The following is a 19,293-nucleotide window of genomic DNA, read 5'->3' on the forward strand; positions in this document are numbered from 1 at the left end:
GCCAGGCGAGAGCCGATATACTCGACCTCGCTTTTTACTCAACCGGGGTACAACCTTGTTCAAATCGATCGTCCTGCCCGTCGCTCTGATGGGCGCGTTTTCCGCCGCCCACGCCGACGAGGGCCAGTGGCAGCCGCACCAGCTGCCGCAACTGAAGTCCGAACTGAAGCGCATCGGCATCACCATTCCGGCCGAGAAGCTGGCCGACCTCTCCAAGCACCCGATGAGCGCGATGGTGTCGCTGGGCGGCTGCTCGGCCTCGTTCGTGTCGCCGGATGGCCTGATCGTCACCAACCACCACTGCGCCTACGGCGCCGTGCAGCGCAATTCGACCCCGGAACACAATTACATCGTCAATGGCTACCTGGCCAAGACCCGCGACGCCGAACTGGCCGGCGGTCCCAACACGCTGGTGTACGTGACCGAGAAGGTCGAGAACGTGACCGAACGCGTGTTGAAGGGCCTGGCGCCCAACCTGTCGGGCAAGGAACGCCACGAGCAGGTGGAAAGCCGCATCAAGGCGCTGATCGCCGAATGCGAGAGCGATAAAGCGTACCGCTGCTCGGTGCCGGCCTTCCACCGCGGCGGCGAGTACTACCGCATCCGCCAGCTGATGATCCGCGACGTGCGCCTGGTGTACGCGCCGGCCGACAGCGTCGGCAATTTCGGCGGCGACATCGACAACTACGAATTCCCGCGCCAGGCCGGCGACTTTTCCTTCCTGCGCGCCTACGTCGGCAAGGATGGGCGCCCGGCCGATCCGTCGCCCGACAACGTACCGTATCACTCGAAGGACTTCCTGGTCGTCTCCGCCGAAGGCCTGAAGAACGGCGACCCGATCCTGCTGGCCGGCTACCCGGGCCGCACCAGCCGCTACAAGCTGCCTTCCGAAGTGCGCTTCGCGCGCGACGTCGACTATCCGGCCAAGGTCGCATCGATCACCGCCGACCTGTCCGTGATCGCGGCAAGCACCATGGGCAACCCGAACTACGACGTGCGCTATGCCAGCGTGGCCAAGAGCCTCAATAATGTGCTGAAGAAGACCCAGGGCCTGCTCGACGGCTTCGCGCGTACCGACATCGCCGCCATCAAGGACGTCCAGGACGGCCAGTTCCGCGGCTGGTACAAGCAGCACGGTAAAAATGGCACGCTGCTGGCAGACCTCGACGCCGCCATCGGCGCCGACATGGCGACCAGCCGCCAGGAAGCCGCGTGGGCGGAAGCCACCCACAGCGATCTCCTGAAAAGTGCGCGCACCCTGTACCGCCTGTCGCTGGAACGCCAGAAGCCGGACGCTCAGCGCGAAGCCGGCTACCAGGAGCGCGACCTTTCCTTCATCAAGGCGCGCCTGAACCGCCTCGAGCAATCCTTCGTCGCCAGCGTCGACCAGGCCCGCTACACCGCGGCGCTGAACCGCTACGCCAAGATCGATCCCAAGGCCCGTCCGCAGGGACTCGACGGGCTGCTGCCGGCGCCGGCAGCCGTCCCGGCGCTGTACAAGTCGACCGAACTGGGCGACACCGCCAAGCGCCTGGCCTGGATCGGCAAGGACCCGGCCGCCTTCCGCAACTCGCAGGACCCGTTCATCCAGCTCGCCGTGCGCCTGCAGGACGTCGCGATGGCGCTGGAAGACCGCCGCAAGGAAGTCGACGGCAACCTGGAACGCGTGATCCCGCAATACATGGAAGCCGTGATCGCCTGGAAGAAGTCGCAGGGCAAGCCGGTCTACCCGGACGCCAACTCGACCCTGCGCGTGACCTACGGCACCGTGGGTGCCTACCAGGCGCGCGACGGCGTGATCAAGGGGCCGTTCTCGACCGTGCAGGGCATCCTCGAGAAGAACACGGGTAAAGAACCGTTCAACGCGCCGGCCAATCTGCTGCAGGCGATCCGCGACAAGCGCTGGGGCGTGTTCAAGGATCCGGTACTGGGCACGGTGCCGGTCGACTTCCTGTCGAGCGCCGACACCACCGGCGGCAATTCGGGTTCGGCGGTGATGAACAAGCGCGGCGAGCTGGTAGGCCTGAACTTCGATTCGACCTATGAATCGATCACCAAGGACTGGTACTTCGACCCGGCCATCACGCGCGCGATCCACGTCGATATCCGCTACATGCTGTGGGTGATGAAGGAGGTTGATCATGCCGACAACCTGCTCAAGGAAATGACGGTCAAGTATCCGAAGCAATAATCGGCGTCGCGGCGTGGAAATGGCCGCGCCATAAACCAACGTCGTCCCTGCGCAGGCAGGGACCCAAGTTCTGCGTGCGCTAACGAAATGCGTGCAACTTGGGTCCCCGCCTTCGCGGGGACGACGTTCATAAGCAGCTGACTTCCGGCATTGACGGCGTATTAGCTCACCGGAAACCAGATATCGAACCGCGTCTCCCCAGCCCCACCCGCCGCCAGCGACCACGTACACCCATGCCGGCTCAGTACCTCGCGCACGAACATCAGGCCGATCCCCTGGCCCCCTTTCTTGGTGCTGAAGAAGGGCGTGAACAGCTGCCGCACCGGCGTCGCTTCCAGCAAGCCGCCCGAATCCACCACCGACAGCCGCACGCGCCGGCCTTCGTCGGCCAGCTCGAGCCGGATCGCGCCGCCTGAGGTCCCGTGCGCCGCATGCCCGGCATCGATCGCCTCCACCGCATTCTTGACGATGTTGAGCAGCGCCTGCTCGATCAGCTGCACGTCGAGCGCGAGCGCGGGCACGGCGTCGCACTGGGCCCAGCCGAGCTGGATGCCGCGGCTGGCGCAGGCGTCCCGGTTCAGCCACAGGATGTCGTCCATGACCTCGCGCAGCGCCGCCGGGCGCAGCACCGGCGGCGGCATCTTGACCACGGTGGTGAAGCGGTCGATGAATTCGCCCAGGCTCACGTTGCGGCGCTTGACCGCCAGGATCGCGGTGGCGAAATCGTCGGCGTCGGACGCCGCCAGCTGGTTGCGGTAGGTCAGCAGCGAGTCCAGTACCGAACGGGTGGCGGCCACCGTGTTGTTGACTTCATGCGCCAGCACCCGGATCAGGCGCGCGTAGGTGGCACGCTCGGAGTCTTCCAGTTCGGCGGTCAGCTCCTCGACCATCAGGAAGTGGCGCGCGAAGCCGCGGTCGAAGAACTGGCCGCGCTGGGCGCGGTAGCGGCGACCTTCGAGGTCGGTCAGCAGGCGGCTGTCGCCCAGCGGCAGCGCATCGAGCTGGGCGACCAGCTGGCGGCTGCGCTCGCGTGCGCGGGCGTCGAGCGCGGCGCTCCAGGCGCCGCCGCCCTCCTGCCAGTGACGCAGCGGCTGGCCGAGCGGGCGTTCCAGGCCGAGCAGGCCGGCGGCGCTCGCGTTCAGCAGGCTGATGGCGCCGTCGAAGTCGAACACCAGCACCGCGCCCGGCGTCGCTTCCAGCAGGCGGTCGAGGAAGCCCTGCTGTTCGCCGATCGCCAGGCGCTCGCGGTGCAGCGCGGCGAGCATGGTATTGAAGACGCCGACCAGGTCGTCGAGTTCGTGGGTGCCGGGCGCCGCCAGCCGGTTGGCGTACTGCTGGTCCTGCAGCAGGTCGTGGAAGCGGCGCGTGTAGCCGAGCGGTTCCAGCGCGCGCCGCACCAGCCGCCAGCCCAGCGCCAGGCTGGCCAGCAGCGCGGCTTCGGCCAGCACGAACCACAGCGGCTGCGCCGGCAGCAGCAGGATGGCGCAGCCGAACAGCGGCAGGTGCAGCGCCACCAGGTAGAGCCCCAGCCGCTTGCCCAGTCCGACCTCCAGGCCGATGCCGAACATTGCATCGAGCTTCATTCGTCCTCGTCCACGCCGCCCAGGCCGTGGCGCTCGAGGCGCCGGTACAGCGCCGTGCGCGACAGGCCGAGGGCCTTGGCCACGCGCGAGATGTTGCGGCCTTGCTGTTGCAAGGCCTGCTCGATCATGTGGCGCTCGACCTGTTCCAGCGTCATGCCGTCGACCCCGAGGCGGGCGCCGGGCGCGCCCTCGTCGACCGCGCTGGTGGCCAGGAAGTCGGCCTGGCCCAGCTGGTCTTTCCCGGACAGCAGCACGGTGCGCTCCAGCGTCTGCTTGAGCTGGCGGATGTTGCCCGGCCAGGGCTGGGCCGCCAGCCAGTCGAGCGCCGCCGGCGCCAGCACGATGCCGCCCAGGCCGTAGCTCTCGGCCACGCCGGCCACGATGTGGCGCGCCAGCAGCGGGATGTCGCTGCGCCGTTCGCGCAGGGCGGGAAGGCGGATCGTGATCAGGTTGAGGCGGTAGAACAGGTCTTCGCGGAAGTCGCCGCCGGCCACCAGTTCCGCCAGTTCGCGGTTGGTGGCCGAGACCACGCGCAGGTCGGCCTGCTCCGACCGGCTGGCGCCGACCGGCTGGTAGCGCTGGTCCTGCAGCACGCGCAGCAGCTTCACCTGGTCGCCGCGCTGCAGTTCGCCGATCTCGTCGAGGAACAGGGTGCCGCCGGAGGCCATGGCGACGTGGCCCTTGCGGTCGCTGCGCGCATCGGTGAAGGCGCCGCGCACGTGGCCGAACATCTCGCTCTCGAACAGCGTCGGTGTGATCGCCCCCATGTTGATCTTGACGATGGGCTGGGCCGCGCGCGGGCTGTTGCGGTGGATGGCGTCGGCCACCAGTTCCTTGCCGGTGCCGCTCTCGCCCAGGATCAGTACCGGCGCGCGCGTGCGCGCGACCTGGCCGATGGTCTCCAGCACCTTGAGCAGCTTCGGGTGCTCGCCGACGATGGCGCCGAAGTCGAAGCGGGCGTCGAGGGCCTGGCGTGTCGACTGCGGCGTCGACTGCGGGGCTGGTGTCTCCTGCATGGCTGCCTGCAGCGTCGCCTCCACCAGCGCCACCAGCTGGCCATTGTCCCAGGGCTTGGTGAAGAAGTTGGCGGCGCCGGCCTTGACCCCGCGCACCGCCAGCCCGATCGAGCCCCAGGCCGTCATCAGGAGCACCGGCAGCGCCGGATGGCGTTCCTTGATGCGCGCCAGCAGCGCCAGGCCTTCCTCGCCGCTGGTCTGCAGCGAAAAATTCATGTCCTGCAGGACCAGGTCGAATGGGCCGTCGTCCAGCAGGTGCAGCGCCTGGCGCGGGTCGTCGGCGCAGCGCGCGTCGAAACCCGCCTGCTTGAGCAGCAGGGCAAGCGACACCTGGACGGCGCTGTCGTCGTCGACCACCAGCACGCGCCGCCGGCGCCTGGATTCCATATAAACGGTATTCAATCTGGGATGGCGTGTTATTCGTGGTGCAGTGCTTCGGCCGGGCTGAGACGGCTCGCGCGCCAGCCCGGGTACAGGGAACACAGCAAGGATAGCAGATAGATCACCACCATCGACAGCCCGGCGGCCCCCAGGAACACCGGCCAGTTCATCATCTGGCCCAGTGCGCCGGTGAGCGGCAGCTGCACCAGCAGGATCAGGCCGAGCACGATGGCGACGGAACTGAGCAGCAGCTGCTCGGCGACGATCTGGCGGTAGATGTCGCCGGCGCGCGCGCCGATCGCGCGGCGCAGGCCGATCTCGGGAATGCGGCGCGCGGTGTTCTGCCACAGCACCCCGAACAGGCCGAACGCGACCATGGCCAGCATGAAGGCGGCGATCACGCCCAGCACCGCCAGCGGGATCAGGAGGTCCCTCATCTGCGACGCGCGCATGGCCGCCAGCGGCGCGATCGTGTACGACCAGTCGTTGCGCACCAGCTTCAGCTGCCGGTTCAGGCTGGCCTCGAAGCCGCGCGGCGTGCCCGGCGCGACCTTCAGCACGATGGTGCGCACGCGCGACTCGCCGGCGAGCGGCGCGAAGCGGGTCATGATGAAATTCACCGGAACCATCAGCGGGCTGCGGTGGCGGAATTCGTCGACGATGCCGACTACCTTGATCGTGCGCTTGCTGTCCTTGTCGGTGAACTCGCGGCCGAGCGCTTCCTGGCCCGGGAACATGGCCGCCGCCAGGCGCCGGTTCATGACCGCCGGGACGACCGGGGAACCTTCGTCGGTGGCGGAAAACCAGCGCCCGCGTACGACCGGGATCGCCAGTGCGGCGGCCACGCCGTCGCTGGCTTCCAGGATGTTGGTGGCTACCTTGGCGCCGGTCTGCGGCGATTGATAGGCGTTCATCCACGTCGAGTTGGTGTAGGGCGAGTACGAGACGAAGCCGACCTCGCGCACCTCCGGCAGCGCCTTGAGGTTGCGGCGCAGCGTGTCGTAGATGTCGGCCGGGATCGCGGACGACTTGCTGTCGCCGGTGACGATGGCCACCGACCAGACGTCGGTGCCGTCGAAGCCGGCCGGCTCGCGGTACAGCTGCATGTAGCGCAGCGCAAAGGCGGCGATGCCGAACACGACGGCGAAGGCGAGCAGGATCTCGAGGCTCAGCATCAGGTGCCTGGACTTGCGCTTCCAGGTCAGTTTCAACAGGTGGCGCAGCATCATGCGGCTCCTTTCAGGGCGTGGACGGGGTCGAGGCGCGACATCTTCCAGGCGGGGATCACGCCGGAGAGCAGGCCGAAGATAAAGGCCAGCAGCATGCCGCAGCCGAACACGGTGGCATTCAGGTGGACTTCAAGGTAAGGGATCAGTTGCGAGGCTTCCAGCCACCACAGCGCGAGGCGGGTGCAGGCCAGGCCGAGCAGGCCGCCCACCAGGCACAGCAGCACGTTCTCGACCACCAGCTGGCCGACCAGCTGCAGGCTGGTGGCGCCGAAGGCCTTGCGCACGCCGATCTCGGCGCTGCGCTCAAGGATGCGGCCTGTGTTCAGGTTGACCAGGTTGAGTGCCGGCAGCAGCATGAACAGCAGCATGCCGCCGCCGATCATCGCCAGCAGCGTGCCGGCGCCGGAGTCGGCCACGCCCTGGTTGCTCAGCAGGGCGCGCGCGAATACATCGAGCTTGCTGTCGGCCCAGAACTGGGTGATGGAATAGACGTGCGGGTCTTCCGTCACGAAGGCCTTCGCGGCACGCTCGACCGCCTGGCGGATGCGCGGCAGGTCGGCCGGGTCGCGCGCCAGCAGCATCGCGGCGAAGTTGCCGGTGATCTCGTTGCGGTAGTCGCTCGAGGGGAAGGTGGTGAGCGGCGCCCACATGTCGGCATAGGCATTGATCTGGAGCGCATCCTCGACCACGCCGATGACCCGGAACTGCTGGCCGCTGGCCGCAATCGATTGGCCGACTGCGTGGCCAATCGCGCCGGCGGTGCCGAACAGCCTGCGCGCGGTGCTGGCGTTGATCACCGCCACCATGCGCCCGGCCTGTTCGTCACCGGCGTCAGGCAGGCGCCCGGCCAGCAGCTTGAAGTCGAGGATCTTCCAGTAATCGGCGTCGACGCGCCGCAGATCGAGTTCGCTGACGCGGTCGCCCTGGTAGACCGATACCGAGGCCGGCGTCGTGAAGGCGGACATGCGTTCCACGCCCGAATGCGGATCGCGACCCAGCGGCTTCAAGGCTTGCTCGACCGCCTTGTAGCCCATCAGGGTGGTGCGCCAGGTCTCGCTCTTGGCGCCCTCGCTGCGGATGCCGTACACCTGCAGCATGCGCGCGCTCCTGCCTTCGACACCGGAGGGGAAGAACGCGGTTTCCAGCAGCGCCGTGATCACCATCAGCACCACCAGCGTGAGCACGATGCAGGCCAGGTTGATGGCCGTGAACAGCTTGCGGCGCATGAAGACTTTATAAGCGGTGAGCAGGTAGTTACGCAGCATGGAGGCGCTCCGGCGTTACCAGCTGGCCGTCGAACACGCGCACGATGCGATTCACGCGGCGCGCTTCCTGTTCGTCGTGGGTGACCATCACCACCGTCGTGCCCTCGGCGTTCAGCTTGAGCAGGATGTCCATTACCTCGGCGCCCATCTTGCTGTCCAGGTTACCGGTCGGCTCGTCGGCCAGCAGCACCTGCGGCTGGCCGACGATGGCGCGCGCGATCGCCACGCGCTGTTGCTGGCCGCCCGACAGCTGGTTCGGGTAGTGGTCCATGCGCGCCGAGAGCCCCACCCGTTCCAGCGCTTCGCGCGCCAGCCGGCGCCGTTCGCTGCTTTTTCCATCGCTGCCGCTGCGGTAGAGCAGGGGCAGCTCGACGTTGTCGATCACGCGCAGGTCCGGGATCAGGTGGAAGCTCTGGAAGATGAAGCCGAAGGTCTGGTTACGCAGCTTGGCCAGCTGGCGGTCGCGGTAGCGGGTGATGGCGACGCCGTCGATCTCGATACTGCCCTGGCCCGGCCGGTCAAGCAGGCCGATGAGGTTCAGCAGCGTGCTCTTGCCGCAGCCGCTCGGCCCCATCATGGCCACGAATTCGCCGCGCGCGACCTGCAGGTCGATGTCCTTCAGGGCCAGCGTCTCGACCTTGTCGGTGCGATAGGTCTTGCTGACCTTGTTCAATCTGATCATGTAAATCTCCTAGTTGGCGATGCGGATGCTGTCCAGGTCCTTGAAGGCACCCGTGTCGGATATGATGAAGCGGTCCCCCGGCCAGGCCCCGGCCGCCACTTCGATGACCTTGCCGTCGCTGGCGCCGAGTTCCAGCGTGGTCTTGCGCGCCATGCCGTCCCGTACCGCGAAGGCCGGCTGGCGCCCGCGGCCGTTGAAGGCGGCGCCGTTGTCGAGCACCAGCACCTGCGCGCGGTGCGCGGTGACGACGTTGACGTCCACCCGCATCTTGTTGCGCAGGTTCGGGTTGCGCGGGCTGGCCAGGTCGACCAGCAGCTTGATGCTGCCGTTCTGGATTTCGGGGAAGATGGTGTGCACGGTCCCGGCCAGGATTTCGCCGTTCTGCTCGACGCGCACCGGCTGGCCGGCGGCGAGCAGGCGCGCGTGGAAGTCCGACAAACTGGCTTCGACCCGGTAGTTGTTCAGTTCCGAGACCCGCGCCACCAGCTGGCCGGCGGCGACGCTGGCGCCTTCCTCCTCGAGCACCCAGGTCAGCATGCCGGCGAAGGGCGCGCACACGCGGGTCTGGGCCAGCAGCTGCTCCTGCTGCGCGATCTGCTTGTGCAGGATGGCCTGCTGCAGCTTGGTGGCGGCGACGGCGCCGGCGGTGGCGCGGCGCGTGTCCTCGACCAGTTCGCGCTGCTGGCGCAGCTGGATCCCGGTGCGTTTGACGTTCAGCTCCGCGGTGAGCAGGTCTTCGCCGGAGACCAGGCCGCTGGCGCGCAGCTTCTGGTTGCGCTCGTGGCGCACGCGCGCCGCCTGCAGGTCGATTTCCAGCAGCTCGATGCTGCTGTTCGTCTGCTTCAGTTTCTGGTCCATCTCGAGGCCGAGGGTGGCGACGCGGTTGTCCTGCTGCGCCAGTTGCTCCTTCAGCGCTTCCAGTGCCAGCCGGATCGCGCGGTCGTCGAGTTCGAGCAGCAGGTCGCCCTGGCGCACCTGCTGGCCCGGCTTGGCGTGCACACGCGCGACCCGGCTCGCGCCCGGGCTGGCCACCACTTCCTCGTGCACCGGGATGACCACGCCGGCGGCGTTGATCGTGTTGTCGACGTCGCCGCGCCGGACTTCGGATACCACGATCGCGCCCGCATCCACGCTCGGGCGCAGTACGCGGTTCAGGCCCCAGGCGCCGGCGCACAGAAACGCGAACAGGCAGGCGGCGCCGGCGATGTGGTGCAGACGGCGGCGGCGCAGGGTCTCGATCGGGATGGCATGGTCCATGGGGCGGTACGTCGAAGTGGCTATGTGTCCTGTATTGCAAGCGGCGTGCCAGGCCGTGTTCCCCCGTGAAACGGCGGGTTTGCCGGCCCTGTGCTGCCCGGCGCCGGGCAAGGGTGTCCGGAAGCGGACAGCGGCGCGGATACCGGTGCGAGCTGCGGCGCCTTGCATAAAGCCGCCGCAGCTCGGATAATCGCTGACCCATCCGATACGGCGCCCGCATGAACGACAGCCTCCTCATCCTTGGATTCAAGACCACGCCGCTGGAACTGATTTCCTTCGCCCTGTCGATCGCGACGGTGCTGCTGAACATCCGCCGCTTGCACTGGGCCTGGCTGTTCGCGATCGTCTCGTCGGCCATGTACGGCATCGTGTTCTTCGATGCGCGCCTGTACGGCGATGCCGGCCTGCAGGGCGTGTTCATCGCGGCCTCGCTGTGGGGCTGGACCCAGTGGCTGAAAGGTGGACGCGGCAGCCTCGACGCCGCTGCCGGCGCGCCGCTGGTGGTCACGCGCATGGACCGCGCCGGCTGGACCAGGGCCCTTGCCGGCTGGGCGCTCGGCTACCTGCTGCTGTGGGCCTTCCTCGGCCATGCCACCGACACCGACGTGCCGGGCACCGACGCCTTCCTGACCGCCGGCAGCCTGCTCGGCACGCTGCTCACGGCGCGCAAGAAGGTCGAGAACTGGCATGTCTGGATCGTGGTCGACGTCATCTACGTCGGCCTGTACGTGCACAAGCAGCTGTACCTGACGGCCGTGCTGTACGCGCTGTTCGTCGTGATGGCCGCGGCCGGCCTGCGCACCTGGAGCAGGGCGGCGCGCGAGGGCGCGCAATGACGGCGCCGGCCGCGCCGCGGCGCATCGCTATCCTCGGCGCCGAATCGACCGGCAAGTCGACCCTGGCCGACGCGCTGGCGCGCCGCTACGGCACGCTGTGGGTGCCGGAGTACCTGCGCGAGTTCGTCGACGTGCACGGCCGCGTGCCGCATGAAGACGACCAGCCCGGCATCGCGCGTACCCAGCTGGCGCGCGAGGATGCGATGGCGGCGCGGCCGGCCGCGCGCGGTTTCCTTTTCTGCGACACCACGCCGCTGATGACAGCGGTCTACAGCCGCATCTACTGGGGCCGCGTGCCGCCCGCGCTGCTGGCGCTGGAAGCGGCGCACGACTACGCGCTGACGCTGGTGGCGGCGCCGGACCTGCCGTGGGTGCCGGATGGGCTGATGCGCGATTCGGACGAAGTGCGGCAGCGGGTGCATGCGCAACTGGTGGCGGTGCTGGCGGCGCGGGGGATACCGTATGTGCTGGTGGAGGGGGAGCTGGAGGAGCGGGTGGCGCGGGTTGAAGGCCTGCTTACTCAAGTCCGTGCAGAGTAAGCTTGCACGTCGCCCCTGCGGAGGCAGGGGCCCAATTCTGCCGGCTTCCCCGTATCGCATGCAGAACTTAGGCCCCTGCCTTCGCAGGGGCGACGGCGGCGGGGTAGCGGAAGAGAAGCTGTCCGCGTACCGCCAGCAACTTACAAATCAAACTGCGCCGACAACCTGAACGTCCGCGGCGCCCCCGCCAGCAGGTAACCGCCCAGCGAAGGCGTCACGTCGCGCCAGTAGAACTTGTCGAACAGGTTGTCCACGCGCGCACGCACGGTGACCTGCGTCGCGCCCAGCTTCAGCCCGTACGAGGCGCCGGCGCCGAACACGTGGTAGTCCGGCACGAACACGGTGTTCTGGACGTCGAAGGCCTTCTTGCCGGCATACTGCCAGATGCCGTCCACCTTCAGGCCCGGCACCGCCGGCACCGCGTATTGCAGCCACGCGGTCGACTTGAAGGCCGGGACGTCGGTGACGCGCTTGCCGTCGATGCCGGCCTGGCCGGTGCCGTCCTGGCGCGTGTTCAGCGCCATCAGCGACACGCCGTAGTCGAAGGCGCCGGTCCGGCCGTCGGCCGAGACCTCGAGGCCGCGATGGGTCTCGCGCCCGCCGCGCACGAAAGGATGCAGGCCGTTGATGGTCTGGAACGGATCTTCGTACTCGAGGCCCTGGCGGATCTGGAACAGCGCAGCCGACAAATTCAGGCCATTCGACAGCGCGCCCTTGAGGCCGAATTCGGCCTGGCGCGAACGGGCCGGCGGCAGCACCTGGTATTGATTACTGGTCATCATGGGCGCGATGCCGCCGTGTTGCAGGCCATGGCTGAACGAACCGTAGGCATTCCAGTCGCGGCCGATGCGGTAGACCAGGGCCACGCTCGGCAGCGTGAAGCTGTTGTCGGCATGGACGTAGTCGCCTTTGTCGCCGATGTCCTCGTCGAACTCGCTGCGCTTGATCTGCACGTGGCGCAGGCCGCCGTGCAGGGTGAAACCCTGGCCCAGGGTCACGATGTCCTGGGCGAACAGCGCGCTTTCCTGGTCGCTGCGGCGCTCGAACACCCGGCCCGTGCTGAATATCGCGGGATCGGCCTGCGGCGTCACGCGCGGCGTCCAGATGTTGCTGGAGCCGACCAGTTCGTAGACGTAGTCGCCGAAGCTGTCGTGGCGCTCGTTGTAGGAAGCGCCGACGGTCAGCGCATGGCGCAGCGTGCCGGTGGCGAACTTGCCCTGCACCATGGCCTGCACGCCCCACGGGCTCTTGCGCTCGCCCACGCTCTGGTAATCGTACACGTCGTAGTCGCCGTTCGAGCAGTAGCCCGGGTAGTAGCCGTCGCCCTCGTTGCTGCAGCCGTAGGGGAAGGCGGTGTAGTCGTCGCGCTTGAACCAGTGCTTGTTGGCCGAGGCGGTGGCGGTCCAGCCCGGCGCCAGCTTGTACTCGAAGCGCAGGCCGAGGTTGGTGTCGCGCGTCTCGACCGGCTTGGTCCAGGGCTGGTCGTTCAGCAGCGTCTTGGCGGACACGTTGGTCGGCAGCACTTCGCCGCGGATCAGCTGGTAGCCGGGCGCCGTGATCTGCGACTTGCGTTGGTAGTCCATGTCCAGCTGCAGCAGCGCATCCGGGGTGATCTGCCAGTCGAAGGCACCGGAGACGAACTGGCGGTCGCCGTTGGCGCCGCGCACGTAGGGATGCAGGTCGGCGGCGGCGGCATTGATGCGGTAGCCGAAGCGGCGGTCCTCGAAGCGGCCACCGATGTCGGCGCTGCCGTACAGCGTGCCGCGCTCGCTGACTTCCACCGTGGCCGAGCGCAACGGCTTGTCGGTAGGGCGCTTGGTGACGTAGTTGACGATGCCGCCCGGGGCGGCGATGCCGGCGGTCAGGCCGGCCAGGCCCTTCAGGATCTCGACGCGCTCCTTGTTCTCGAGCGGGATCTGGGTGTCGCCCGGGATCGCGAAGCCGTCCTTGCGGTAGCTGTAGTTGTTGTCGAGCGTGAAGCCGCGGATCGAGAACTGTTCGGCGTAGCCGACCGCGTTGTAGGCGTCGCTGACCGAGGCGTCGAAGCGCACGGCGTCGGTGGTCGAGCGGATCGACAGGTCCTGCATCTGGGTGCGGCCGATCGAGATGATCGAGGCCGGGGTCTCGAACAGCGAGGCTTCGCCGAAGCCGCCGACGCTGGCGCGGTCGAGGGCAATGAAGCGGTTACCGGTGACGACGACTTCGTTGACCGGCTGGCCGGCGTCGGCCTGGGCCGTGGTTTGTGCCGCAGTTTGCGCCGACACTGCAAAGGCCTGCATCAATGCGCAAGCCAGGATCGAATGCTTCAGTGGATGGTTCATGTGTTTGCTCGTTTCGCGCGCCGTCCGGCTGCGCTGCTTTATCAAAGCCGGAGCCAACGGGGGAAGGGCAAACAAGATGGGAACTGCGTTGCGCTTTCCTTCGCTGGCATTATCCAGATCAGGTACGAAGGGTATCTCTCACCCGGAAGCGAACTTCCAGGACCCCTAGCGAAGGCGCGAGTGTGCGCCTATGTAGTACTTATGTCAATAGACGTAAAAGCGGCGAATTGGTTCCTACGCCGTTTCCAGCACCGGCGCCGGGTGCGCGACCTGCACGCGCGCATGCAGCAGGTGGCGCTGCAGCGTGGCGCGCGCCGCATCGCCGATCACGCGCCAGTGCTCGCGGCGCTGGGCCGCGCGCTTGCGGTGCTTGGACGGCATGTCGGCCAGCGGCTTGACGTAGAAGGGCAGGCCGATGACATAGCCGCTGCCGGTCTCGGCGCCGCCGAGGATCTTCCAGAAGCCGTCGTAGGCGTTGGCGAAGTGCTTGTCCGGGTCCGGGTCGTAGGCGATGTGGGCGTCGCTGCGGATCGCCATCACCTTGTCCATGCCGAGCGCCATGGCGATGCCCTGCATCGCGGCAAAGCAGAAGAAGCTGGGCGAATTGTTGGGGAACACGCGCTCGAAGGCGTCGAAGGCGGCACCGGAATCGGCCCAGCGTCCCTGGTTGCGGGCGATGAAGGGCACCACCGGCATGTCCAGCCCGACCATGCGGCCGTCGAGCCAGCTGAAGGACAGGCGGTGCAGGCACCTGCCGTCGGCCACCAGGGCCACGGTCAGGTCGCCCTCGGCATTGCTGCGCGAAGCCATCTCGAGCTGGATCATGAAGCTGCTCAGCTGGCCATCCACCTCGGCCTCGTGCTGCCACAGCGGCAGGCCGCGCGCACCGTACACGGCCTGCAGGTAGGCGTCGTTGAAGGTGGTTTCCTCGAAGCGGTAATGGCTCAGCACGGCCTGCACGCGGCGGCGCGGCGACAGGCCCTTGATCAGGTAGTCGCGGTGGCTGAGATGGTGGAAGGGGTCGTCGTTGGACCGCCCGGCCACGTGGCGGCGGTAGACGCCGAGCCGGCACAGGTCGCGGTGGGCGCGGTAATAGGCCAGTACGCGTGCGCTGCGCGCGATGGACAGCAGCCAGGAGGCAAGGCCGGCCTCGCGACGGCGGGCCATCCAACCCTTGGTGAGATGAGCGAAAATCATGGGCGCTCCGGAATCGCTTTCGTTATCGGGTGTGTTTATCTTGTCGCACCGGTGGCGTAGCCACGGTGAGATTGCTCAGCGGGAAAAATGCGTTCAGCAGGTCAAGATCGGCACCATCGAAGGTGGATTCCGTGCGTAATGTTTGTTGTGGACATGTCTCTTGTTATTAATTTTTTGTCAGGCGTCGTTGCCAAGCCGAAGACTAGCACGATTGCCGCGCCGAACATTCGGAATCATGCTCAATAATTGAGTCAGACCGAACAACACGAGGAGGCAGCGATGGCGTATGAACTTTTTTACTGGCCCACGATCCAGGGCCGCGGGGAATTCGTTCGCCTGGCCCTGGAGGAGGCCGGTGTCCCCTATGTCGACGTGGCGCGCGGACCCGGCGGCATGGCGCGCATGATGGCGGCCATGGACGGCCCCGACCACCCGTCCTTCGCGCCGCCTTTCCTGAAGGCGGGCGAGCTGCTGATAGGCCAGACCGCCAACATCCTGCTGTTCCTGGGGCAGCGCCACGGGCTGGCGCCGGAGGACGAGCAGGGCCGGCTGTGGGTCAACCAGATCCAGCTGACCATCGCCGACCTGGTGGCCGAGGCCCACGACACCCACCACCCGATCGCGACCTCGCTGTATTACGAAGACCAGCGTCCGGAAGCCAAGCGCCGCGCGGCCGATTTCATCGAGACCCGCATCCCGAAATTCTTCGACTGGTTCGAAGGCATCCTGGGCCGCTCCGAACCGAAGGATTACCTGCTGGGCGAGCGCGTGACCTATGCCGACCTGTCGCTGTTCCAGCTGGTGGCAGGCCTGCGTTACGCCTTTCCGCAGGCGCTGGCGCGGATCGACGCCGGCTACCCGCTGCTGAGCGCCCTGCACGACCGGGTGGCGCAGCGGCCGCGCATCGCGGCCTACCTGGCGTCGAAACGGCGCCTGCCTTTCAACCAGGAAGGCATCTTCCGCCACTACGACGAGCTCGACCAGGTCGCGCGTCCCGGAGCCGGGCACAGCGCCGGCTGAGCGCGGACGATGAGGCGGGTGCGCCCGGCGGCGGCGCGCCAGCCCCGATGTTGTTTCGATCACGGCGCTACGGTAGGATCGTTGGGTTGCAATCGCGCCATCCATTTATCGATCACCACCGAGGGTCCATGAAACAACGCCGCCAATTCCTGATCAACGCCCCGCTCGGTCTGCTGGCCGTGGCCGAAGCCGTCCGCGCCGAACCGCTGCCGCAAGACGGCGCCACGCCTGCACCGGCAGCCCCTGCGACTACCCCCGGCGCCCCGCCCACCTTTGGTGCCACTCCCGGCTTCGGCCCGCAGGTCACGCCCGCCACCTTCGCCGAAGCCGAAAAGCTGATGCAGGTGACGAACACGCCGGCGCAGCGCGCGATGATGGCGGGAAGCTGGCGCGTGTCGCTGGCGTCGACGGTGGAACGGCGCACCGGGCCGCGCAAGGTGGCGCTGGCGCCGCACCTGGCCCCGGCCACGGTGTGGAAGCCGCTCGATGCCGCCGGCGGCAGCGGCGCAGGCATCAATAAAACCGGACGCTTCGTGCGCAGCCGCATCAACCCCGGCGCGCTGCCCGCGCGCGACGAAGACATCGCCCATTCTCCGGTGACCAGGCTGGCGCGCTGGATCGAGACCCGCGCCATCACGTCCGAGCGCCTGACCCGCATCTACATCGAACGCATCAAGCGCCTCGATCCCAAGCTGCGCAGCGTGATCACCCTGACCGAGGAACACGCATTGACGCAGGCGCGCCAGGCCGACCGCGAGATCGCCGCCGGCAAGTACCGCGGCCCGCTGCACGGCATTCCCTACGGCGTCAAGGATCTGCTGGATACCGCCGCCATCCGCACCACCTGGGGTGCCGAGTTCTACCGCGACCGGGTGCCGCAGCGGGATGCGGCCGTGGTGGCGAAGCTGAACGCGGCCGGCGCCGTGCTGGTGGCCAAGCTGAGCCTCGGCGCACTGGCCCTGAACGACATCTGGTTCGGCGGCCAGACCATGAGTCCGTGGCTGCCGGAAGAGGGCGCGTCCGGCTCCAGCGCGGGGCCGGGTGCCGCCACCGCCGCCGCGCTGGTGGCGTTCTCGATCGGCAGCGAGACCGGCGGCAGCATCATCAGCCCGTCGATGCGCTGCGGCGTGACCGGCCTGCGCCCGACCTACGGCCGGGTGCCGCGCACCGGCGCCATGACGCTGTGCTGGTCGCTCGACAAGCTGGGCCCGATGACGCGCAGCGTCGAAGATGCGATGCTGGTGCTGCAGGCGATTTCGGGCACGGACGCGGGCGACGTCGCCGGCGTGCCGGCGCCACTCGATTTCGACGCCGGCGCCGGCGTCAAGGGCCTGAAGGTCGGCTATTTCGCCGACTGGATGAAGGAAGCGCCGGCCACCGACGTTGACCGCGCCGCGCTGGAGACCATCAGGCGCCTCGGCATGGCCGCTGTGCCGGTGACGCTGCCTGACTGGCCCTATCAATCGCTGAACACCGTGCTGTTCGCCGAAGCCGCCGCCGCCTTCGAAGAGATCACGCTGGACGGCCGCGTCGACCAGCTCAAGGCGCAGGTGCCGGATGCCTGGCCCAACCTGTTCCGCGAGGCGCGCTTCCTGTCGGCGGTGGACTTCGTGCAGGCCGACCGCCTGCGGCGCAAGGTGGCGCTGGAGATGGCGCGCATCTTCCGGCAGGTCGATGTGCTGCTGGTGCCGTCGCTGCGCGACGAGATGCTGACCATCTCGAACAATACCGGCCACCCGTCGCTCACGCTGCGCACCGGCACCGTGGAAGTGGGGCAGGCGCGCAGCGACTGGGCGCCGAACCCGGCCCAGCCGCTGCCGACCTTCGCGCCGCCGCGCCGCGTGCCGCACGGCGTGACCCTGATCGGCCGTTTGTTCGACGAAGGCACCATCGCCCGGGTCGGCCTGGCGCTGGAAAAGGAAGCCGGCGTGGCGGCCGAGCGCCCGCCGGGTTTCTGAACATGTTTTTCTATCTATATTGTCGAGGAGGCCAGCATGACTGAACATCAAGATCCGATCCTGCGCATCGCCGCCTTTTCCGATGGCGGCGTGGGCGGCAACCCGGCCGGCGTTTGGACCGGTGCCGCCTTGCCGCCGGCGGAGGTCATGCAGCGCCTGGCGCATGCAGTCGGTTTTTCCGAAACCGCCTTCGCCGCGCCAAGCGACGGCGGCTGGCGGGTGCGCTACTTTTCGCCCGCGTCCGAAGTGCCCTTCTGTGGCCACGCTACCATCGCGCTGGGCGCGGCGCTGGCCCGCGCCCACGGCGACGGCGTGTTTGCCTTGACCCTGAACGCGGCCGCGATCACGGTCGAGGGTCGGCGCGACGCGGGCGACGGCGCGGGTGGCCTGGTAAGCGCAGCGCTGCAATCGCCGCCCACCTCCAGCCGCGCCGCCGATCCGGCACTGGTGCAGGCCGCGCTGGCGCTGTTCGGCTATACCGAAGCCGATCTCGACCCGCGCATCGCGCCCGGCTTTGCGCATGCCGGCGCAGACCACCTGGTGCTGGCGCTGGCCAGCCGCGCCAAGCTGGCCGCGATGCGCTACGACCTTGAGGCCGGCCGCGCGCTGATGGCGGCATACGGGCTGACCACGATCGTGCTGGCCTGGGCCGAAACCGATCGCCTGTTCCACACTCGCAATCCATTCGCGATCGGCGGCGTGTATGAAGACCCGGCCACCGGCGCCGGCACCGCCGCGCTGGCCGGCTACCTGCGCGATATCGGCTGGCCGCACGGCGGCACCATCGACGTGGTGCAGGGCGAGGACATGGGCATGCGCTCGCGCTTGCATGCCGACATCGGCGCGCTGCCCGGCAGTTCGATCCGGGTGTCCGGAACGGCGCGTTTCATGGACTGATGCGCACTGAAGCGGTGCAGTAACATGCAGTTCGTTGAATAGAAGGCAAAAGGGATGTCTTTTCGACCTTTAGGATTCTTTTAGAAGGTTGATAATTATCAACACACATCTCTGTTGTCATCTTATTCAAGGACTGCCCCGCCATGGAAATGAGCACCGCACACATTCTGTCTTCCCTGCCCACGGAGCGCCTGCCGTTCACGATCCGCCGGGTCGACAACGAAGACAGCCTGCGGAAGGCGATCGGCATCCGCCATGCCGCCTACGCACGCCATGTGCCGGAATTCGCGCGCACCCTGGCCGCCCCCGAAGCCTGCGACTACGAAGACGACGTCATCGTGCTGCTGGCCGAATCGAAGCTGGACGGCACGGCGCTCGGTACCGCCCGCATCCAGACCAACGCCTACCGTCCGCTGCACCTGGAGCAATCGATCGAACTGCCGGAATGGCTGCAGGGGCGCCGCCTGGCCGAAGTCACGCGCCTGGGCGTGTCCGAGGGCCGCATCGGCCATGTGGTCAAGGTCGCGCTGATGAAGGCTTTCTTCCAGTACTGGGAGCTGAGCGGCACCGAGTACGCGATCGCCACCGGCCGCGCGCCGATCGACCGCCAGTACGAACAGTTGCTGTTCAGCGACGTGTTCGGGCCGGGCGAGCGGATCCCGCTGCGCCACGTCGGCAATATTCCGCACCGTGTGATGGCCTTCGAAGTCGCCACCGCGGAAGCGCGCTGGAGCGAAGCGCGCCACCCGCTGATGAAGTACGTGTTCCACACTAACCACCCGGACATCCAGATCGGCGAGTTGCGGCCACGCCACAAGATTGTGCCCGCGGCGCGTCCGAATGCAGTTATGGAACGGGTTCCAAGCTTCGCTATGGCCTGACGGCAATATATTGCATGACGGAATTATTGTGAGCCTGTAT

The 19,293-nt window shown here is 67.7% G+C and carries 15 protein-coding genes and 1 riboswitch; of the genes, 7 read left to right on the plus strand and 8 right to left on the minus strand.

From position 1 onward, the window contains the following. Nucleotides 1-55: 55 nt before the first annotated feature. The gene (locus tag U1H99_RS07065) at nt 56-2,191 is read left to right on the plus strand and encodes a S46 family peptidase (RefSeq protein ID WP_375341585.1); all 2,136 of its coding nucleotides are present in this window, start codon (nt 56-58) and stop codon (nt 2,189-2,191) included. Between the two features lie 161 nt (nt 2,192-2,352). On the opposite strand, the gene U1H99_RS07070 is transcribed toward U1H99_RS07065, so the two are convergent. From U1H99_RS07070 to U1H99_RS07095, 6 genes are read right to left on the minus strand one after another with little or no spacing between them, the layout of a single operon-like run. Then, on the minus strand, nt 2,353-3,774 hold the full coding sequence (locus U1H99_RS07070) for a sensor histidine kinase (RefSeq protein WP_323141005.1): 1,422 nt from the start codon (nt 3,772-3,774) through the stop codon (nt 2,353-2,355). After that, the gene (locus U1H99_RS07075; RefSeq protein WP_323141006.1) at nt 3,771-5,177 is read right to left on the minus strand and encodes a sigma-54-dependent transcriptional regulator; all 1,407 of its coding nucleotides are present in this window, start codon (nt 5,175-5,177) and stop codon (nt 3,771-3,773) included. The genes U1H99_RS07070 and U1H99_RS07075 overlap by 4 nt, the downstream gene beginning before the upstream one ends. A 29-nt stretch (nt 5,178-5,206) precedes the next feature. Continuing rightward, nucleotides 5,207-6,400, minus strand: a complete 1,194-nt coding sequence (locus U1H99_RS07080) for an ABC transporter permease (RefSeq protein ID WP_323141007.1) — start codon at nt 6,398-6,400, stop codon at nt 5,207-5,209. After that, nucleotides 6,397-7,665 carry an ABC transporter permease gene (locus U1H99_RS07085; protein WP_323141008.1) on the minus strand — a complete coding sequence of 423 codons (1,269 nt, stop codon included), beginning with the start codon at nt 7,663-7,665 and terminating at the stop codon, nt 6,397-6,399. The genes U1H99_RS07080 and U1H99_RS07085 overlap by 4 nt, the downstream gene beginning before the upstream one ends. Further along, complete coding sequence (locus tag U1H99_RS07090; protein WP_323141009.1) at nt 7,655-8,347, minus strand: ABC transporter ATP-binding protein; 693 nt, start codon at nt 8,345-8,347, stop codon at nt 7,655-7,657. Before U1H99_RS07090 ends, U1H99_RS07085 begins: the two co-directional genes overlap by 11 nt. Before the next feature lie 9 nt (nt 8,348-8,356). After that, on the minus strand, nt 8,357-9,604 hold the full coding sequence (locus U1H99_RS07095) for an efflux RND transporter periplasmic adaptor subunit (protein ID WP_323141010.1): 1,248 nt from the start codon (nt 9,602-9,604) through the stop codon (nt 8,357-8,359). A gap of 218 nt (nt 9,605-9,822) precedes the next feature. Between U1H99_RS07095 and pnuC the strand changes: the two genes are divergently transcribed. Both pnuC and U1H99_RS07105 read left to right on the plus strand, forming a co-directional pair. After that, nucleotides 9,823-10,440, plus strand: a complete 618-nt coding sequence (pnuC, locus tag U1H99_RS07100) for a nicotinamide riboside transporter PnuC (protein ID WP_323141011.1) — start codon at nt 9,823-9,825, stop codon at nt 10,438-10,440. Next, nucleotides 10,437-10,979 carry an AAA family ATPase gene (locus tag U1H99_RS07105; protein ID WP_323141012.1) on the plus strand — a complete coding sequence of 181 codons (543 nt, stop codon included), beginning with the start codon at nt 10,437-10,439 and terminating at the stop codon, nt 10,977-10,979. The genes pnuC and U1H99_RS07105 overlap by 4 nt, the downstream gene beginning before the upstream one ends. Before the next feature lie 140 nt (nt 10,980-11,119). On the opposite strand, the gene U1H99_RS07110 is transcribed toward U1H99_RS07105, so the two are convergent. After that, on the minus strand, nt 11,120-13,300 hold the full coding sequence (locus U1H99_RS07110; RefSeq protein ID WP_323141013.1) for a TonB-dependent siderophore receptor: 2,181 nt from the start codon (nt 13,298-13,300) through the stop codon (nt 11,120-11,122). A 78-nt stretch (nt 13,301-13,378) separates the two neighbouring features. After that, a riboswitch (TPP riboswitch) is annotated at nt 13,379-13,477 on the minus strand. Nucleotides 13,478-13,534: 57 nt separating this feature from the next. After that, nucleotides 13,535-14,497, minus strand: a complete 963-nt coding sequence (locus tag U1H99_RS07115) for a DUF535 family protein (RefSeq protein ID WP_323141014.1) — start codon at nt 14,495-14,497, stop codon at nt 13,535-13,537. A 279-nt stretch (nt 14,498-14,776) separates the two neighbouring features. On the opposite strand from U1H99_RS07115, the gene U1H99_RS07120 reads away from it, so the two are divergent. The 4 genes from U1H99_RS07120 (at nt 14,777) to U1H99_RS07135 (ending at nt 19,253) form a co-directional block, all read left to right on the plus strand. Then, entirely contained in the window at nt 14,777-15,517 is a 741-nt protein-coding gene (locus U1H99_RS07120) for a glutathione S-transferase (protein WP_323141015.1), read from the plus strand. A 128-nt stretch (nt 15,518-15,645) separates the two neighbouring features. Continuing rightward, nucleotides 15,646-17,475 carry an amidase gene (locus U1H99_RS07125; protein ID WP_323141016.1) on the plus strand — a complete coding sequence of 610 codons (1,830 nt, stop codon included), beginning with the start codon at nt 15,646-15,648 and terminating at the stop codon, nt 17,473-17,475. A 36-nt stretch (nt 17,476-17,511) separates the two neighbouring features. Continuing rightward, nucleotides 17,512-18,372 carry a PhzF family protein gene (locus tag U1H99_RS07130; protein WP_323141017.1) on the plus strand — a complete coding sequence of 287 codons (861 nt, stop codon included), beginning with the start codon at nt 17,512-17,514 and terminating at the stop codon, nt 18,370-18,372. A gap of 149 nt (nt 18,373-18,521) precedes the next feature. Then, on the plus strand, nt 18,522-19,253 hold the full coding sequence (locus U1H99_RS07135; protein WP_323141018.1) for a hypothetical protein: 732 nt from the start codon (nt 18,522-18,524) through the stop codon (nt 19,251-19,253). Nucleotides 19,254-19,293: the final 40 nt, after the last annotated feature.

It is taken from the genome of Massilia phyllosphaerae (assembly GCF_034659755.1).
GTDB classification, from domain to species: Bacteria; Pseudomonadota; Gammaproteobacteria; order Burkholderiales; family Burkholderiaceae_D; genus Telluria; species Telluria phyllosphaerae.

Coding starts and splice junctions, on each gene's coding strand:
- U1H99_RS07120 (WP_323141015.1), top strand. CDS start 14,777: ATGGCGTATGAACTTTTTTACTGGCCCACGATCCAGGGCCGCGGGGAA.
- U1H99_RS07080 (WP_323141007.1), bottom strand. CDS start 6,400: ATGATGCTGCGCCACCTGTTGAAACTGACCTGGAAGCGCAAGTCCAGG.
- U1H99_RS07070 (WP_323141005.1), bottom strand. CDS start 3,774: ATGAAGCTCGATGCAATGTTCGGCATCGGCCTGGAGGTCGGACTGGGC.
- U1H99_RS07125 (WP_323141016.1), top strand. CDS start 15,646: ATGAAACAACGCCGCCAATTCCTGATCAACGCCCCGCTCGGTCTGCTG.
- U1H99_RS07115 (WP_323141014.1), bottom strand. CDS start 14,497: ATGATTTTCGCTCATCTCACCAAGGGTTGGATGGCCCGCCGTCGCGAG.
- U1H99_RS07130 (WP_323141017.1), top strand. CDS start 17,512: ATGACTGAACATCAAGATCCGATCCTGCGCATCGCCGCCTTTTCCGAT.
- pnuC (WP_323141011.1), top strand. CDS start 9,823: ATGAACGACAGCCTCCTCATCCTTGGATTCAAGACCACGCCGCTGGAA.
- U1H99_RS07075 (WP_323141006.1), bottom strand. CDS start 5,177: ATGGAATCCAGGCGCCGGCGGCGCGTGCTGGTGGTCGACGACGACAGC.
- U1H99_RS07085 (WP_323141008.1), bottom strand. CDS start 7,665: ATGCTGCGTAACTACCTGCTCACCGCTTATAAAGTCTTCATGCGCCGC.
- U1H99_RS07110 (WP_323141013.1), bottom strand. CDS start 13,300: ATGAACCATCCACTGAAGCATTCGATCCTGGCTTGCGCATTGATGCAG.
- U1H99_RS07090 (WP_323141009.1), bottom strand. CDS start 8,347: ATGATCAGATTGAACAAGGTCAGCAAGACCTATCGCACCGACAAGGTC.
- U1H99_RS07105 (WP_323141012.1), top strand. CDS start 10,437: ATGACGGCGCCGGCCGCGCCGCGGCGCATCGCTATCCTCGGCGCCGAA.
- U1H99_RS07135 (WP_323141018.1), top strand. CDS start 18,522: ATGAGCACCGCACACATTCTGTCTTCCCTGCCCACGGAGCGCCTGCCG.
- U1H99_RS07095 (WP_323141010.1), bottom strand. CDS start 9,604: ATGGACCATGCCATCCCGATCGAGACCCTGCGCCGCCGCCGTCTGCAC.